This is a genomic window from uncultured Rothia sp. (assembly GCF_963544205.1).
Lineage (GTDB): Bacteria > Actinomycetota > Actinomycetes > Actinomycetales > Micrococcaceae > Rothia.
On the sequence record NZ_CAUUDY010000002.1, the window covers coordinates 131,586 to 147,780 of the forward strand.

Sequence of the window (16,195 nt, forward strand, 5' to 3'; positions counted from 1 at the left end):
TGATGCCACCCCGAAGCACTCTGAACCCTCTAGACTGAAGCTATAGAAACTGACAGGGCGCCGCCAATGCTGGCGCGCCCCCATCAAACCACCCTCAACGAGACGACCCCGGGAGGACCCATGGGTTTCTTTGATTTCTTCACCGACCGCACCCCGGCAGAACCCGCCGAAATCCGCCTCGTCGCCTTCATCAACGGCAAAGTGCAGGGCGTGGGCTTCCGCTGGTGGTGCGCTGGAACCGCCAAGCCCATGGGCCTGACCGGCTACGCCGAAAACCTCGACGACGGGCGCGTGAAAGTCGTTGCGGAAGGTACCGCCGCCTCCTGCGCTCGCCTGGTGGATGTGCTACGCGGTGACGACACCGCGGGCCGCGTGGATGAGGTGCTCGTCGAGTGGGAGGAGCCGTCCGGCTCGTTCCGCGGCTTCGGCATTCGGTAGCGCAGTTTAGCTAGCCAACCTAGTTAGACCAGAGCTAATCAGACCAGAGCGCCGCGAACTGCGCGCGGGTCATATCGGCACGGCGCACCCGATGCTGCACCGGGTGGCCGTTCTCATCGGGGCGGCCGGAGTTCGGGTCAATATCGTCGTAGATGCCGGTGAAACCCGCCTTAACCGCCACCTTCTCAGAGGGCTCGTTACCCGCCAGGGCGGTCCAGCGGACGGTCTCCAGACCCAGGCCGAGCGGGTCGAAAGCGTAGCCGAGGACGGCTCGCAGCGCCTCGGTCATGTAGCCCTTGCCGCGCGACTTCGGGGCGGTGTAGTAGCCCAGTTCGGCGCGGTTTCCGGGGCTTTCGGGGGTGCCGTCAGGCAAGCGCAATTCAATGGTCCCGGCGAACACGCCGGAGGCGTCAATCGCCCAACGCTGGATCTGCCCGGCGGCAATCTGGCGTGCGGTGGTGAGCAGGTAGTCCTCAGCATCGGCGCGCGTGTAGTTCAACGGGAGGCGGGTGTAGCGGAGGGTTTCTTCGTCGCGGCAGGATTCCACGATGTCGGGGATATCCGCCTCGCGCATGTGGCGCAGGGTGAGGCGCTCGGTGATGAGTTCGGGCTGATTGGGCTCTGCGTGTGCACTGTGTTCGGGGGTCATGGTTCGAGCTTAAACCCTCGGGTTTGTGCGCCGGAAAAGCTTTTGTGAACATCCCAGAATATTCGGTGACGCAAATCACGACTTAATACTCGTGCTTTCACTCGCCATCACTTGATTATTATGAATTATTCATAATAGAATAGGTATCAAGCCCGCCCACTGGGCATCACTAGAACAAGCGCCGCGCAACGAATCCGCGCGGCACGAAGTAGAAAGAAGAACACCATGGCAGTTCTGACCATCGGCGACCAGTTCCCCGCATACGAGCTCACCGGCGTTGTCCCCGGTAAGCTGGCTGACATCGAAGCAACCAAGCCCGAAGACTACTTCACCACCGTCTCCTCCGAGGGTCTGGACGAAGACACCTGGCGCGTCGTCTTCTTCTGGCCCAAGGACTTCACCTTCGTTTGCCCCACCGAGATTGCTGCATTCGGCAAGCTCGCTGACGAGTTCGAGGCACGCGACACCCAGGTGATCGGTGTTTCCGTTGACAACGAGTACACCCACTACGCATGGCGCCGCTCCCACGAAGAGCTCCTGGACCTGCCCATCGTCATGGCATCCGACCTCAAGCGTGAGCTGGTTAGCGCACTGGGCATCCTGAACAAGGACGGCGTTGCAGACCGCGCAACCTTCATCATCGACCCCCACAACACCATCCAGTCGGTCTCCATTACCGCTGACTCCGTCGGCCGTAACACCGACGAGGTGCTCCGCCAGCTGGACGCACTGCAGTCCGACGAGCTGTGCGCATGCAACTGGAAGAAGGGCGCAGCAACCATCGACGCATTCAAGGAGATGAAGTAATCCATGAGCATCGATAACCTGCGTTCGGCTCTGCCTTCCTACGCGAAGGACATGAACCTCAACCTGTCCTCCCTGCCCCGCATCACCTCCCTGTCCGAGCAGCAGCTCTGGGGCGCAATCCTCGCAACCGCAGCAGCAACCAAGGTTGACTCTGTTGTTGTTGAGATTGCTGCAGAGGCTAAGGAGCACCTGAGCGACACCGCTTACGAGGCTGCTCTGGGTGCTGCATCCATCATGGGCATGAACAACATCTTCTACCGCACCCGTGGCTTCCTGAACGGTGCATACGATGACCAGCGTGCAAACCTGCGCATGCAGATCATCGGTAAGAACGGTGGCATTGAGAAGCTGGACTTCGAAATGTTCGCACTGGCAGTGTCCGCAGTCAACGGCTGCTCCCACTGCGTTGAGGCTCACGAGCACACCCTGCGTGAAGAGGGCGCAACCAAGGAGCAGGTCAACGACCTGATCCGTATTGCTGCAACCCTCGGTGGCGTGGCACAGGGCATTCAGCTGGCTGAGGCACTGGGCTAAATCCACTAAGCGTTAGAGCTTACACAGAAGCGGCGCATCCACCCCTTTACGGGTCGGATGCGCCGCTTTGTTTTAACTACTTTTGGCTGTCCGCAGAGCCAGTGCGGAGGGCGGCATCCCAGCTACTCGCCAGGCGCGTCACCGCGGCAACCAGAGCCGCCAAGTCCTCGGCGTACACCGGGATCGAGCGAACGCCCGCGCACCAGTCAATCGTGCCCAAACCCAGCCAGGGCTTACCGGGGAAGAGCTCTCGACGCAGCGCCACGCGACGCTTACCCAGGGCGCGGCGGCCGGGCACGTACCCGCCGCGGCTGATGAACAGCGCCTCGCGCCCCTCGGACTCCACCAGCGACTCCAGGACCCTCAATGCGGGAACCCAGCTCGGCTCCCCCACGCTCGCCAGGTCAGCCAGCTCGGGATACTCGCTCTCGTGCTCCGCCACGCTCACGCCCAGGATGTACTGGTAACGCACCTGCCCGAGCTCCTGCGGCAGGCCGCGGTCAGCGGTCTGAATCGTGCCGCACAGGTGGCGGACGACCGGCTCACCCTCGGCGTTCACGCCGGCCAGGGGCTCGCCGCCCCGGTAGATTGCGGGGCCGTCCAGGTAGAGCCCCACCGCGCCGGTACCCGTGATGTTGGGGCGCACCGACCAACCGGGAAGCGCCTCCTCCAGACGGGGTACGATCCCCTGTAGGACCCCGAAAACTTCATCGCGAGATACCGCCACGGCGGCTCCTTTCACCTTACGCAGATTTCGTCTAGTCCCAGCTTAGCGAGCGTTCCGGCTGCGCGAGGGCAACCACACCATGAGCGCCGACAGCGCCGCACCGGCAATGGCACACCATGTGGCGCCAAGCGCAAAAACAATCATGACAGCCTTGGGGGTGGAGATTCACTCATTCTACGCCCATCTTTTAGCACGTCCACAGGCTTCTTAGTTCCGTCTCAGAGCTCGTCATGAGCACCTTTCAAATAGGAGTAGGAGCGGCGGCGGGTCTACAATGAATCGGTGCCATATCAGGTGCGAGCACAGGCTGACAGAGCCGGATGCGGTGATAACGTCGTCACCCGACCCCGTGCGCCCCTCCCCCACAGGCACTCCGATACCCCCTCAGGTGCCCCCTCGCGGGCGCCCAAACGCAGACGCACATACGCACACACGCAGGAGAACGCCCATGCACGAGCTCTTTGACCCCGATCAGGTATTCCGCATCGTCGACATTGCCGCCGTTGTTGCTAACGGCCTGCTCGGCGGTGCTGTGGCGCGCGCCTTCCGGTTCGACATTGTGGGCTTCCTGCTGCTCGCTATTGCCTGCGGTATGGGCGGCGGCATGATTCGTGACGTGCTGCTGAACTCGGGCCTGCCCGTGGCGCTTACGGACGGCGGCTACTGGATCGGTGCGATCGGTTCGTCCATCCTGGCGTACAGCATTGATTTGAGTGCCCGCTGGGCGACCCGCACGCTACTCGTCGTGGACTTCGTGGGCATGGGATGTTGGGCGGCAACCGGCACCATCAAGTCCCTGAACCTGGGTCTGCACTGGCTGCCGGCTATCGCGCTGGGTATTACCACCGCAGTGGGTGGCGGCCTGATTCGTGACATCATGGTCAACCGTATTCCCGCGATCTTTGGCGGCAACTCCCTGTACGCGACCGTCGCCCTATTCGGTGCCGCAGAAACCGCCCTCGTAACCGGCCTGTTTCACCGCCCGAACCTGGCGATGGCGCTCTCCATCATCCTGTGCCTGGTGTTGGGCGTACTCTCCCACACGAAGAATTGGCAGCTGCCGACCACACCGGGTGGTCTGCGGGTGCACCGCCCGCGCATTCTCACGTTCTTCAACCGTGAGGAGAGCGCGGTGCACAACGAGGGCTGGTCGCCGGGTGACCCGCTCACCGACCAGCTGCAGGTGGTCAGCCCCGAGCAGCTGGACGAGTACCGCCGCGCGAAGTCCCAGGCGAAACCCAAGAAGGATTAGAAGAGAGTAAGAAGGATGGGTCGGTCTCCCTTGTAGGAGACCGGCCCATCCTTCTGTTATAGGCTCTGTTGCGGTGCCGACTAGATGGTGTACTCGGTGCTGTCGTACACGGTCAGGAACTTGCGGATGCGCTCGTCGTCCGAGGCAAAGAAGCCGTTCGGCTCACCGTTATAGCGCAGCGTGCCGTTTTCCAGGAACACGATGCGGTCCGCGACCTTCTTCGCGAACGCCATATTGTGCGTCACGATGACCAGGGAGCGGCCCTCCTTCGCCAGCTGCATGAGCACGCGAATCACCTCGGCCTCAAGTTCGGGGTCCAGGGCGCTCGTCGGCTCGTCGAAGAGCAGGTATGCCGGTTCCAGCGCCAGGGCGCGGGCAATCGCCACGCGCTGCTGCTGGCCACCCGAAAGCGACTCCGGGTAGGAGCCGGTCTTATCGGCTAGGCCCACCTTGGCGAGTAGCTCGCGGGCGCGCTCCTCAGCCTGCTTGGCGTCCAGGGTGCCGTTGAGGGTCGGGGCGAGCGCCACGTTCTTCAGCGCCGTGTAGTTCGGGAACAGGTTGAACTGCTGGAACACCATCGCCGAACGGGAACGAATATCACGCACCTGCGCGTCGGTGAGCTTCTGGCTGTAGTCCACCTGCGCGTCGTCAATGGTGAGCGTGCCGGACTGCGGGGTTTCCAGCAGGTTCAGGCAGCGCAGCAGGGTCGACTTGCCGCTACCGGAGGGACCCAGAATGACGGTGGTCTCGCCGCTGGGGATGTCCAGGCTAATGTTCTTGAGAACCTGCGTCTCACCGAAGCTCTTCGAGAGGGATTCCACGCTAAGCATTGCGGCTCCTTACGTAACGGTTGCTGTACTTCTCCAGCGCCGACTGTGCGGCGGTCAGCAGGGTGAAAATCACCAGGTAAATAATGGCGACCTCAGAGTACATTGCCAGCGGCTCGAAGGTACGCGAAGCAATCTGCTTGCCGGTCTGGAACAGGTCGACCATCGAGATGACCGACACCAGCGAGGTGCCCTTAATCAGGTCGATGAAGTTGTTGCCCAGGTTCGGCAGTGCGATGCGCACCGCCTGCGGAATCACGACGTAACGCAGGGTCTGCAGGCGGGTGAAGTTCAGGGTCGCTGCCGCCTCGAACTGGCCGCCGGGGATGGCCGCCACGGCCGAGCGGAAGGTTTCCGCCACGTACGCGCCGGTGTGCAGGCTCATCGTGATAATCGCGGCGCTCCACACGTCCAAGGCGATACCGACCTTCGGCAGGCCGTAGAAGACGATGAACAACTGAACCAGCAGCGGGGTGCCGCGGAAAATCCAGATGTACAGCCACGCCAGCCAGTTCACCGGCGCAAAGCGGCTCGTGCGCGCGCCGGCGGACACGATGCCCACCAGTAGCGCCAGCACGAAGGAGATGAGCGATAGCGGAATGGTCACTGCCACCGTTGAGGCCAGCAGCTGCGGCAGTGATTCTGCCCAGAGGTTGAGGTAGCGTTCCATGCGCGGAACTCAGCTCCTTATAAGAGTGTTAGTTCTTCGGGGAGAGGTCTTCGCCCACGTACTTTTCGTAAATCGCCTTGATGTCGCCGTTGCCCAGGTGCTTCTTCAGCGACTCGTCGATAGCGTTGCGCAGGGCGTCCTGACCCTTAGCCATCAGGATGGAGGAGTTGCTGCCGGTGCCCAGGTCGCCGGAGAGCAGGCGCAGGTTAGCGTCCGGGTGCTCCTTGAAGTACTCGGCGAAGGACACGGAGTCGTTCGCGGTCATCTCTGCGCGGCCCGAGAGGACCTGCTCGATAGCCTCATCGAAACCGGAAACAACCACGATCGAGGCGCCCTTCGCCTCCACCATCTTGCGGAAGTTCGAGGTTTCGGACTGCGCCGAGGAGTGGCCGGAAATCTCGCTCACGTTCTGCAGGGAAGAGTCCTTCTTCACGGCAACCTTCGGCTCCGAGTACAGGTAGGGTACGGAGAAGTCGTACTTCTGCTTGCGCTCGTCGGTTGCAGAAACATTGTTGATGACGATGTCGTAGCGGTCAGCGTCCACGCCAGCGATCAGCGAATCCCAGGGGGTCTCGATGAACTCGGCGGTCACGCCCAGGTCCTTGGCGATCAGGTCGGCGATTTCCTTCTCGAAACCGACCAGGGTGCCGTTGGACTCGTGGAAGGAGAAGGGACGGTAGGTGCCTTCCAGTCCCACGCGAATCTTACCGGCAGACTTGATGGCCTCCAGCTTGTTGGTGCTGGACGCGGAGGTGCTGCTGCTGGACGAACCGCACGCTGCGAGCAGAGCTGCCAGGCCGGTGAAAGCGGAGCCTGCGAGGACGGTGCGGCGGTTAATCATTGCGGACATATTGTTCTTCTTTCGTGTGGTGGTTGATGCTCTTGTAGCTGCGGGTTGTCACCCTGAGGTAACCCGGGGGCATCATGCGGTGTGCCCCTCTCTGCGGGTGCAACGCTGGCTATCGTACAGCTATTCCCGGTCGGAAAGAATTCAACGTAACATTCCGTCACAATCTGCGAGAGAGGAAAACCCGGCGGTCGGTACGCGTGTGTGCTGTGTACCGGCCGCCGGGCTCCACACTAGGATACCGGCTTACGGTGCGAAAGCGTAAGGGTAGGTTTACCTTAAAGCTGAACCGCCCTCCACAAGGGGCGATACTAAGCCCTCAATCCCGCCCAAAACACGCCGGACACTCTGCCGGACGCTACACCGGGCATAGCAGGAGGGGCGCACCCGGGAATCGCCCCGGGTACGCCCCTCCGCTTACTCTCATGAGTATGTCAGCGTCATAATGCGAGGTAACTGCAGGGCCGACGCCGTTTTTTAGAAGATTTTCTGCGAACCTACGCCAACGCAGTAGCTCTCGTTCTGCTCCACTAGAGCTTTTATCGCTTTCCATGCCTCCCGCTGACGACGGGTGTTTCCTTGCAAAAGGGCGACGTTAGCGAAGCTGACCAACATACCTTTCGGGTCCGCTTCGCGAAGGTCCTTAGCAAAAATTTTTGGCTTTGCCGAAGTGTCAGTAGTCGGCATCATCCAGAGACGAGAACCGTGAGCTACACGGTTTCGTAAAGTGGTCAGAGACTTAAGACGACCTTCAAAGTGCTTATGGTTTACGCCCATATACTCTGCGGTCTTTTTGTAAAGCAGCAGCTTTTCAGCATCTCCAGACTCGGTGGAGGTTTCTGAAGCATAACTTTGGACCACCGCATGGGAGAGAAGCCCCAAGGAAAACGAATCAACAACAGACCACAGAGGAAGTTCCTTTTGCATCATCTTTCGAAGCTCCTCAATGTCCTCCCAATCGTCCAAGTTTTCAGAGGGGGTTTTAGAGGAACCTTTTCCGCAGGATTTCCACCAAGCCTCGATTCGCTCGCGAACATACGGTTCACGGTATCGCAGGATGTGCCGCATCATATCTTTGATGAGCGCATCTACTGGCCTGTCCTGATTCATGCAGATATACGCATCCGGGTTGAGGTACTCATGGGGACTACGGTAAGTGCAAAATACGTCCACCCATGCAGCTCGAATCGCCTGTTCGCTCTGCCTCATGTACCCGTACAAGAGGGAAGAGACCGCAACATCCATACGCACAATATCTAAAACGTCCGAGATGTCTGGATTCTCAGGCAGAAGCCCCTCGTTCTTGTATTTGTTGTAATTACGAAAATATCCCAGAAGGTAGTGGAAATTAGAGCATGCAAGCATGTCTCGGTCATCGTCGCTCAGGGTTATTCCCTGAGGAAAATACCCCTTGGTAATAAGGTATTCCTTCTGCTCCTCTATTGAAGGTAGAAATACGCACGATTCCTTGGGCAATGCCGTTGCTCTCCTCACTTCGGTTCGCCGTAGAACCGAACATACAAAAGGACCCCCTCGAGATGCGCTTAGGTAAACCCAGAGGCGGAGGGGGGACTGTTAGTACAACCATAACATTGAAGCTACACGCTCTCAAGGAATCTGGGCGTTTTCCCTGGTCATCTTATGGTTGCTTATACCACTGCAACAGCATCAAAGAAGGAGGGGCACACCCGGGAATCACTCCGGGTACGCCCCTCCGTTCAAACGCTTGCAAGCGCCTGATTTTTGTAATTACAAGCCGCGGCTTATACAGCGCAGGCTGCTTACTTCGACAGCACCTGACGCTTCGAAGAAATCACGCCCGTATTGAAACCAGCCAAGTGCAGACCACCGTGGAAACGCGCGTGCTCAATCTTCACGCACTTATCCATCACCACGTTCAGACCGGCAGCCTCACCAATCGCGGCAGCCTCCTCGTTCCAGGAGCCCAGCTGCATCCAGACGGTCTTCGCGCCCAGGTCAACAGCCTCCTGAACCACGCCCGGCAGGTCCTCATTACGGCGGAAAATCTCCACCAGATCCGGAACCTCCGGCAGGTCCTGCAGCGACGGGTACACCGGCTGACCCAGCACAAGCTTGCCCTTCGCCGCCAGAATCGGGTTCACAAAATACAGCTTGTACGGCGACGCCGACTGCAGGTACGTCGCCACGAAGTAGGAGGCACGCGAAATCTTATCGCTCATACCCACAATCGCGATGGTGCGGGTATTACGCAGAATGTTCAGACGCTCGGGGGCGGAAGGACCCACCCAGGTACGCTTCTCGGTCATTACTTTTCCTCCTGAGCGGTAGCGGCGGGCAGGGAGCAGGATGCGCCAGCAACAGCCTCAGCGGCGGCAGCGTCCTCGGCGGCCTTGGCGGCGGCAACCGCCTCCTCGGCCTCCACAATCTTGTCTGCACTGGACTCGCCCACACGCTCACCGGCGTGGTTCAGGCCGGTCGCGTAGGTCAGCGCCTGGTCCAGGTCCCAGATGATGTCTTCCACATCTTCCAGACCCACCGAAATGCGGATCAGGTCCTCGCCCACGCCGGCGGCCTCAAGCTGCTCGCTGGAGAGCTGCTGGTGCGTGGTCGAACCCGGGTGCAGCACCAGGGTGCGGGAGTCGCCAATGTTCGCCAGGTGGCTTGCCAGCTGCAGCGCACCAATGAACTCGCCACCGACCAGGCGGCCCGAAGCCTTCTCGGTGCCCTTCACACCGAAGGAGAACACGGAACCAACACCCAGCGGCAGCAGCTTCTTCGCGCGCTCGTGGTGCGGGTGGTCGGGCAGGCCGGCGTAGTTCACGTAGGCGATGCGGGCGTCCTCAACCAGCCAGTTAACGACCTGCTTAGCGTTGGCGAGGTGCGCGTCCATGCGCTGCGGCAGGGTCTCAACGCCCTGCAGCAGGTTGAACGCGGCCTGCGGGCTCAGCGACGGGCCGAAGTCACGCAGCTGCTCGGAACGCAGCTTGGTCAGGAAGCCGTACTCACCGAAGTTACCCCACCAGGACACGCCATTGTAGGAGGGAACCGGCTCGGTCATGGACGGGAAGTTGCCGTTACCCCAGTTGAAGCGGCCGGACTCGACCACAATGCCGCCGAGGGTGGTGCCGTGACCGCCCAGGAACTTGGTGACCGAGTGAATGACGATGTCGGCGCCGTGTTCGAGGGGACGAATCAGGTACGGGGTGGACAGGGTTGCGTCCACGACCAGGGGGATGCCCGCCTCGTGTGCGACCTCTGCGAGGCCTTCCAGGTCGGCAACCTCACCGGAGGGGTTCGCCACGATCTCGGTGTAGATTGCCTTGGTGTTCTCGGTCAGTGCCGCCTTGTAGTCGGCGGGGTCGGTACCAGGCACGAAAGTGGTCTCAATGCCGAAGCGGCGCAGGGACACGTCCAGCTGGGTGACGGTGCCGCCGTACAGCTGCGAAGAAGCCACAATGTGGTCGCCCTGCTGGCAGAGCGCCGCGAAAGTGATGAACTCGGCGGCCATGCCGGAGGCGGTCGCTACCGCACCGATACCGCCTTCGAGGGAGGCGATGCGCTCCTCCAGCGCGGCGACGGTGGGGTTGGACAGGCGCGAGTAGATGTTGCCGTACTTCTGCAGGGAGAAGAGGTTCGCCGCGTCGTCAGCGTCCTTGAAGACGAAGGAGGAAGTCTGGTAGATGGGGACCGCGCGGGCACCGTGCTCAGCGTCGGGGGTGCCGCCCGCGTGTAGTGCGCGGGTGCGGAAGCCGAAAGTGTGTTCAGCCATTGGTTTGCTCCTGGTGTATCTGCCCGCCGGGGATGGGCGGGGAGTCGATAGTGGCTCGACTTTATACTGTGCCACCGTCACGGGGGCGCACCAAGTGCGGGTACCTATGTGTCGTTTATTGCGGATTATGACGGGGCATCATATCAGCCGTCATAACAGAAGTTGTTATGACGGTTGTTATGATGCGCGGTCAATGAGACCGACAGGAATGCCCGGTTTCAGACTGCAATTCCGGGGTTTTTAAGATTCAAGGCGCGAGGAAAATACCGCATCATATCAACATCATCGCAGAATCATAACAACATCATGACAAGTCTTGCCATGATGTTGTTATGACGTTGCGAAGAATAAATTCACAACATTCCTGCATAAAGTTGTACCGCTAAGTTTTAGCCGCAAGCCCACTCAAAGACGACCTGCGAGAAATCACGAGCGGCAAGCGCCTCCGGGGTAATGAGCCAGTTCGCTGCACCGACATCACCCCACATGATCTCAATCTCCTCGTCTTCGTTCTCCTCATTCTCCGACTCGGAGACAATAGTCAGCAGGTTCACCGTGTGGCCGCGCAGCTCCTCAAACTCATCGCGCGGGTCCTCCTGCACGAACGAAGGGTAGCCGCCAATATGCGAGTAATCCCTCTCCTCCGATTCGAAAGGACTAACCTCTTAGGACAGAGAAAATAATAAAAACTTGAAAAGGAGGTAATTCTCATGTCAAATACGAAAAGAACAGGACAAACGGCACTTTATGAGCGTTTAAATCGTGATGATGAAATGCAAGGAGAAAGCAATTCCATCACCAATCAAAAACAGCTGCTTGAAAGCTATGCAAAAAGAAACACAGTTTTGTAAATATCTATCACTATACCGATGATGGAGTAAGCGGAACGACCTTTGATAGAGAGGGATTTCAAAAGATGATAAAAGCAGTAGAAGAAAACAAAGTATCTACTGTGATAGTAAAAGATATGAGCAGGTTTGGCAGAGATTACCTCAAAGTAGGCTTTTACACCGAAATACTGTTCAAAGAAAAAGGAGTGAGGTTTATCGCTATCAACAACGGAATAGATAGTGAAAAACACGCAGGAAATATACAGACATTGAGGAACTTACAGCACCAATAATAAATGAGTATATAGAAAAAGTTGTAGTATACGAAGCAACAGGAGGAAGGCAAGGCGAAAATAGAAAGCAACAAGTCGATGTGTACTTTAACTTTACAGGCAACCGTCAAGTGGCACAGAAAGCTGATATTGAAAAAATGCCTTAAAAATGGTATAATATTACTGAATTATTGAGAGAGAAAAAATTGAATTTTGTGAGGAGGCAAGGCTTCTTGAAAGAATATATTATGAGTTTGGAAAAAGAATTTTCTTTGATAGAAAATGGTTTTAAAGAAGAAGAAAAAAGAGCCTTTGTAGATTATAAATCCAACGATAATAAATATGTTAAGAAGTTGGCATTTTTAGCCTATAAATCTGATACCTATCAAGTAAGAATGTACAGTGTATTTCTTTTTGGATATTTATCAGAACAAGATGATATTTTAGCATTTATGCGAGATGAAGTTTCCAAAGATGATAATTGGAGAGTTCAGGAAGTATTGGCAAAGGCATTTGATGAATTTTGCAAGAAAATAGGATATGAAAAAGCACTTCCAATAATTGATGAATGGTTAAAAAACAATAACCCTAATACAAGGAGAGCTGTTACGGAAGGACTAAGAATATGGACGAGTAGACCATATTTCAAAGATAATCCGAATGAAGCTATTAGACGAATTGCTGCATTAAAAGAAGATACGAGTGAATATGTTAGAAAATCGGCAGGAAATGCTTTAAAGGATATTAGTAAGAAATTTCCAGAGTTAATTAAAATTGAACTTAATAGCTGGCATATAGAAAGCAAAGAAATAAGTCAAGTCTACAGGTTGGCAAGTAAACTTATTAAATAACTCATAAAAACAATAATATAGCAACTTATGAAACAGTAAATCAAATTGGTTTACTGTTTTTTCTTTACTTAAAAGCAGAAAGGAGGACTTATGAAAGAAGAAAAAAGAGAAATAAAAACACCACCACATAAACAGTTAATAATGGATATTGGAAAGACAAAATATGCTGTAAATCTACATTTCAAGCAAGGTACAGGCGAAACATACAAAGATACAATACTAAAGTTAATCAAGAGAGAAACGGAGAAGATATAAATTTGTCAAAGAAATTTTGTTTATGTCCTTGATAAATCTTCCCAAAAGGCTCCGTCACCTCGTAGAGAGCTTCGCGGCAAGGCTGTTTCCACGACATATATCCAAGAGCATTGGGGTTGGGGCGCTTCACGTACCTCCATTACGAATGATCTGCGCCGTCTTGTGGAGGCGAAGCTGATTGTTCCTACGGCTCCGCCGCGTAGTAAGAACGTAAGTATCGCGCTGCTTAGACGTGCCCGATAAAAGGTACACAAAAAGGGAGAGGAAAATAGAGCGGTTATTCTCTATTTCCCTCCCCTGCGGCTACTCAGCCAAGACCTTACTTAGCCGCAAGCCCACTCAAAGACGACCTGCGAGAAGTCGTGGGCGGCAAGCGCCTCCGGAGTAATCAGCCAGTTCGCCGCACCGGCATCACCCCACATGATCTCAATCTCCTCGTCTTCGTTCTCCTCGTTCTCCGATTCAGAGACGATAGTCAGCAGGTTCACCGTGTGGCCGCGCAGCTCCTCGAACTCGTCACGCGGGTCATTCTGCACGAAGAACGGGTATCCGCCCACGTGGGAGTACTCTTCCTCCGATTCGAAAGGCTCCGTCAACTCGTAGAGAGCTTCGCGGCGAGGCTGGTTCTTATACGGGTTCTCGTGCGCTTCGGGCAGCAACTCATCCGGGTAGGTTTCATCCCACTTCGCACCAAAAACATCGTAGTAGTCGTAGCCGGAGGCGGTCACGCCCTGCTCACGCACCTCAAAGGTCACGCCGTACTCAATCTCGAGCGGGCCGCTCTCACAATCGAAACCACCGATAGGCCAGCCGCCTTCGTCCCAGTCCACGTTCGGGAAGGGCGCATCCGGGTTCGGCTCGCCCAGGGTCTCGTAGTAGATAACGCGGTGGTTCTTCTGCGAGAGCGGGTTCTCGTAGTCATAACCCCACATGCACTCGTCATCGTTCGGGTTAATCCAGAACTGCAGCATGCCCGTGCTCGGGAAGAGGTCATTCTCGGGCAGGTCAGCGCAGTTAATCTGCGCAATCATGCCCAGCGGTTCACCCTTCTCATTGGTCGGTGCGGATTCGCCAGCGGGCAGGTACGGGCGGCCACCAAACTTGGAGGCAGTCTGCGGCAAGGGATCGGCGGGAACGAAGGGCTTCAGCGCGATAGCCTTCTTGCGGGCACCCTCCTGGTTGAGCAGGTCGATAACGTGCTTCACCTGCTTTTCGATGTCCTTGAACGGCTTGTTGTCGAGCATCTTAGAATCTCCTCATTGATGATGTGAAAGTAGCGCAGTGTCTAGCCGCAAGCCCACTCAAAGACGACCTGCGAGAAGTCGCGGGCGGCCAGCGCCTCCGGAGTAATCAGCCAGTTCGCCGCACCAGCGTCACCCCACATCACGTACACGCCCTCATCGGCGTCCTCGCCCCACTCCGATTCGATAGTCAGCAGGTTTACCGTGTGGCCGCGCAGCTCCTCGAACTCGTCACGCGGGTCATTCTGCACGAACGAGGGGTAGCCGCCGATATGCGAGTAATCCCTCTCCTCCGATTCGAAGGGTTCCAGCAGGTTGTAGGAGGCGTCATCGCGTGCGTTCGGCTCCTCGGGTAGCTTCTGGTCCGGGTACATCTCGTCCCAGGCGTCAGCGAACTGGTCGTAGATTTCGTAGCCGCCATCCAGGAAGCCCTGCTCCCAGGTATCGAAGGCGAGCGCGTACTCGACAACCTCCTCAGCGGTACCCTTGCCGCCGCGTCCGAAGGGCCAGCCGTAGTCATCCCAGTTCACGATCGGGTACGGCGCCTCCGGGTTCGGCTCACCCAACGTTTCGTAGTAGATGACGCGGTGGTTCTTCTGCGAGAGCGGGTTCTCGTAGTCGTAACCCCACATGCACTCTTCGTCGTTCGGGTTGATCCAGAACTGCAGCAGACCGGTTGCCGGGTAGATGTCGTTTTCGGGCAGGTCGGCGCAGTTAATCTGCGCAATCATGCCCAGCGGTTCGCCCTTCTCATTAGTAGGTGCGGACTCGCCAGCAGGCAGGTACGGGCGGCCACCAAACTTGGAGGCGGTCTGCGGCAGCGGCGCGCCGGGGCTACTTACCTTCAGGCGAATCGCCTGCTTACGCGCGCCACGCTCGTTGAGCGCGTCAATAACGCGGCGTGCCTGCGCCAGGGTCTCTTCGGAGGGGTTATTCATCGGCATGATGTGCTCGTTTCGTCGGTGAATTAATCGGTGTGAAAGGTTCGGTGTGAAGGAGCGAGGCAACGGTACCGCGGCGCCTTCTACCCCCATTAGACCCTATTTCGGGCGGGCGCGCACCAATTCCGGTCACGAGTGCATCCGGCGGGTAGAAGCAGGTGCACAGCGTGCAGAAAGCCCCGCCTCCTCACCCTCATGCGCGGGCATGAGCGGCAAGAACGCGGGGCTCTCCGGTGATTCTCAGTGAATCTCTACACGAGACGATGAAAGGCTTAGAGCGCCTTCTCGATGGTCTCCAGAACGCCAAGCGCAGCAGCCGGGCCAGCGTTCAGGAAGAACATGTCAGAATCCACGCTGTGCGCGCGCTTCTCGGTGACAGCCTTGAGGGTGCTCCACAGCGCCTCACCGGTCAGCTTAGACTCATCACCGCCCTGCACACCGTAGAACAGGTAATCGCCGTCAGCCTGGTCAAGCTGCTCGGAGCTCAGGTCGACGGAGGTCTTCTCAACCTGCGCAGCTGCGGGGCGTGCCAGGGATGCATCCACGCAGATGGAGCCCACGAACGAGGACTTCGCGAAGATGCGGGTGCGGTCAGCGGAAGCGTACAGGAAGGAGAAAGTCTTCTCGCTGCCCGCCTTCTGGCCGACCGACTTCGCCTTGGTGTTGTACTCCTCCATGAGCTTCTCAGCCTTCTCGGTGGTGCCCAGCGCGGCGGCAATCAGCAGGAAGTCCTGCTTCCAGTTGATGCCGGTGCCCTCGGTGACCACGGTCGGCGCGATCTTGGCGAGGGAATCGTACAGCTCGTCCTTCTTGTTGGTGTTGTTGATGAGGATCAGGTCGGGCTTGAGGTTTGCGATGGCCTCAAGATCCGGGTCAGTGCGCTTACCGACCTTGGCGATCTTGTCGAGCTCTGCAGACTTATCGGAGAACTTGGTCTTCAGGTAGCTGGGGACCAGGTCGGCGTCACCGGCGGTTGCCGCGCCAACAGGCACGATGCCCAGGGAGAGCACGCCGTCGAGCTGACCGGTGGAGAGAATCACGACCTTGGAGGGTGCAGATTTGATGGTGGTTTCACCGCGGAAGTGCTTGACGGTGCGGGGGAATTCGCCGTCAACGGTGGTGGTGCCCATGCCGGAGGGCAGAGCGGAGGGTGCAACCTTCTTACCGGTCGCCGAAGCGGACGCGGAGGAAGAGGAGGAAGAACCTGAAGTGTTGGAGGAGCCGCAAGCCGCCAGGGCAAGGGCGCCAAAGGAACCGAGTGCGAGTGCGCCGAAGGAGCGGCGGGTGATCTTGTTCGTCATAT

Annotated in this window: 18 protein-coding genes and 2 pseudogenes; 8 read left to right on the top strand and 12 right to left on the bottom strand. The window is 57.6% G+C overall.

Annotated features, from left to right (window positions below; all coding sequences use genetic code 11):
* The first annotated feature begins 66 nt into the window (after positions 1–66).
* Positions 67–438, top strand: a complete 372-nt coding sequence (locus RWZ58_RS02490; RefSeq protein WP_399549386.1) for an acylphosphatase — start codon at positions 67–69, stop codon at positions 436–438.
* 34 nt (positions 439–472) lie between these two features.
* Here the strand turns inward: RWZ58_RS02490 and RWZ58_RS02495 are convergent, their stop codons facing one another.
* The gene (locus tag RWZ58_RS02495) at positions 473–1,087 is read right to left on the bottom strand and encodes a GNAT family N-acetyltransferase (protein WP_314657157.1); all 615 of its coding nucleotides are present in this window, start codon (positions 1,085–1,087) and stop codon (positions 473–475) included.
* Between the two features lie 225 nt (positions 1,088–1,312).
* On the opposite strand from RWZ58_RS02495, the gene RWZ58_RS02500 reads away from it, so the two are divergent.
* A complete protein-coding gene (locus RWZ58_RS02500; protein ID WP_070605115.1) occupies positions 1,313–1,894 on the top strand; it encodes a peroxiredoxin in 582 nt (193 codons plus the stop codon).
* A gap of 3 nt (positions 1,895–1,897) precedes the next feature.
* On the top strand, positions 1,898–2,428 hold the full coding sequence (locus RWZ58_RS02505; protein ID WP_049327399.1) for a carboxymuconolactone decarboxylase family protein: 531 nt from the start codon (positions 1,898–1,900) through the stop codon (positions 2,426–2,428).
* 76 nt (positions 2,429–2,504) lie between these two features.
* Here the strand turns inward: RWZ58_RS02505 and RWZ58_RS02510 are convergent, their stop codons facing one another.
* Positions 2,505–3,155: an L-alanine-DL-glutamate epimerase gene (locus tag RWZ58_RS02510; protein WP_314657160.1), complete on the bottom strand. Its 651-nt coding sequence runs from the start codon at positions 3,153–3,155 to the stop codon at positions 2,505–2,507.
* A 448-nt stretch (positions 3,156–3,603) separates the two neighbouring features.
* Between RWZ58_RS02510 and RWZ58_RS02515 the strand changes: the two genes are divergently transcribed.
* Positions 3,604–4,407, top strand: a complete 804-nt coding sequence (locus tag RWZ58_RS02515) for a TRIC cation channel family protein (RefSeq protein WP_313969584.1) — start codon at positions 3,604–3,606, stop codon at positions 4,405–4,407.
* Between the two features lie 80 nt (positions 4,408–4,487).
* On the opposite strand, the gene RWZ58_RS02520 is transcribed toward RWZ58_RS02515, so the two are convergent.
* The 7 genes and pseudogenes from RWZ58_RS02520 to RWZ58_RS02550 form a co-directional block, all read right to left on the bottom strand.
* Positions 4,488–5,237 (bottom strand): amino acid ABC transporter ATP-binding protein, encoded by a 750-nt coding sequence (locus tag RWZ58_RS02520; RefSeq protein ID WP_314657162.1) that lies wholly within the window; start codon positions 5,235–5,237, stop codon positions 4,488–4,490.
* Positions 5,230–5,904, bottom strand: coding sequence for an amino acid ABC transporter permease (locus RWZ58_RS02525; protein WP_049327404.1), 675 nt, complete (start codon positions 5,902–5,904; stop codon positions 5,230–5,232). The genes RWZ58_RS02520 and RWZ58_RS02525 overlap by 8 nt, the downstream gene beginning before the upstream one ends.
* Positions 5,905–5,932: 28 nt before the next feature.
* The gene (locus RWZ58_RS02530) at positions 5,933–6,754 is read right to left on the bottom strand and encodes a transporter substrate-binding domain-containing protein (RefSeq protein WP_049327405.1); all 822 of its coding nucleotides are present in this window, start codon (positions 6,752–6,754) and stop codon (positions 5,933–5,935) included.
* Positions 6,755–7,228: 474 nt separating this feature from the next.
* Positions 7,229–8,227, bottom strand: coding sequence for an Abi family protein (locus RWZ58_RS02535; RefSeq protein ID WP_314657164.1), 999 nt, complete (start codon positions 8,225–8,227; stop codon positions 7,229–7,231).
* Positions 8,228–8,532: 305 nt separating this feature from the next.
* Positions 8,533–9,039, bottom strand: a complete 507-nt coding sequence (locus tag RWZ58_RS02540) for a CoA-binding protein (RefSeq protein ID WP_012904274.1) — start codon at positions 9,037–9,039, stop codon at positions 8,533–8,535.
* Positions 9,039–10,502, bottom strand: a complete 1,464-nt coding sequence (locus tag RWZ58_RS02545) for an O-acetylhomoserine aminocarboxypropyltransferase/cysteine synthase family protein (protein ID WP_296544962.1) — start codon at positions 10,500–10,502, stop codon at positions 9,039–9,041. Before RWZ58_RS02545 ends, RWZ58_RS02540 begins: the two co-directional genes overlap by 1 nt.
* A gap of 389 nt (positions 10,503–10,891) precedes the next feature.
* A pseudogene (locus RWZ58_RS02550) lies at positions 10,892–11,158 on the bottom strand (DUF1963 domain-containing protein); the annotation flags it as partial.
* Positions 11,159–11,212: 54 nt separating this feature from the next.
* Between RWZ58_RS02550 and RWZ58_RS02555 the strand changes: the two are divergent.
* From RWZ58_RS02555 to RWZ58_RS02565, 4 genes and pseudogenes are all read left to right on the top strand, one after another.
* A pseudogene (locus RWZ58_RS02555) lies at positions 11,213–11,613 on the top strand (recombinase family protein); the annotation flags it as partial.
* Between the two features lie 23 nt (positions 11,614–11,636).
* Positions 11,637–11,771: a DUF4368 domain-containing protein gene (locus RWZ58_RS08705; RefSeq protein WP_399549393.1), complete on the top strand. Its 135-nt coding sequence runs from the start codon at positions 11,637–11,639 to the stop codon at positions 11,769–11,771.
* A gap of 81 nt (positions 11,772–11,852) precedes the next feature.
* Positions 11,853–12,455 carry a HEAT repeat domain-containing protein gene (locus RWZ58_RS02560; RefSeq protein WP_303976332.1) on the top strand — a complete coding sequence of 201 codons (603 nt, stop codon included), beginning with the start codon at positions 11,853–11,855 and terminating at the stop codon, positions 12,453–12,455.
* 90 nt (positions 12,456–12,545) lie between these two features.
* Positions 12,546–12,710, top strand: a complete 165-nt coding sequence (locus RWZ58_RS02565) for a transposon-encoded TnpW family protein (protein ID WP_314657168.1) — start codon at positions 12,546–12,548, stop codon at positions 12,708–12,710.
* A gap of 323 nt (positions 12,711–13,033) precedes the next feature.
* Here the strand turns inward: RWZ58_RS02565 and RWZ58_RS02570 are convergent, their stop codons facing one another.
* The 3 genes from RWZ58_RS02570 to RWZ58_RS02580 all read right to left on the bottom strand — a co-directional run bounded on the left by RWZ58_RS02570 (position 13,034) and on the right by RWZ58_RS02580 (position 16,193).
* Positions 13,034–13,954 (bottom strand): YwqG family protein, encoded by a 921-nt coding sequence (locus RWZ58_RS02570; protein WP_314657170.1) that lies wholly within the window; start codon positions 13,952–13,954, stop codon positions 13,034–13,036.
* 41 nt (positions 13,955–13,995) lie between these two features.
* Positions 13,996–14,895: a YwqG family protein gene (locus tag RWZ58_RS02575; protein ID WP_314657172.1), complete on the bottom strand. Its 900-nt coding sequence runs from the start codon at positions 14,893–14,895 to the stop codon at positions 13,996–13,998.
* Between the two features lie 269 nt (positions 14,896–15,164).
* Entirely contained in the window at positions 15,165–16,193 is a 1,029-nt protein-coding gene (locus RWZ58_RS02580; protein WP_314657173.1) for an iron-siderophore ABC transporter substrate-binding protein, read from the bottom strand.
* Positions 16,194–16,195 lie beyond the last annotated feature (2 nt).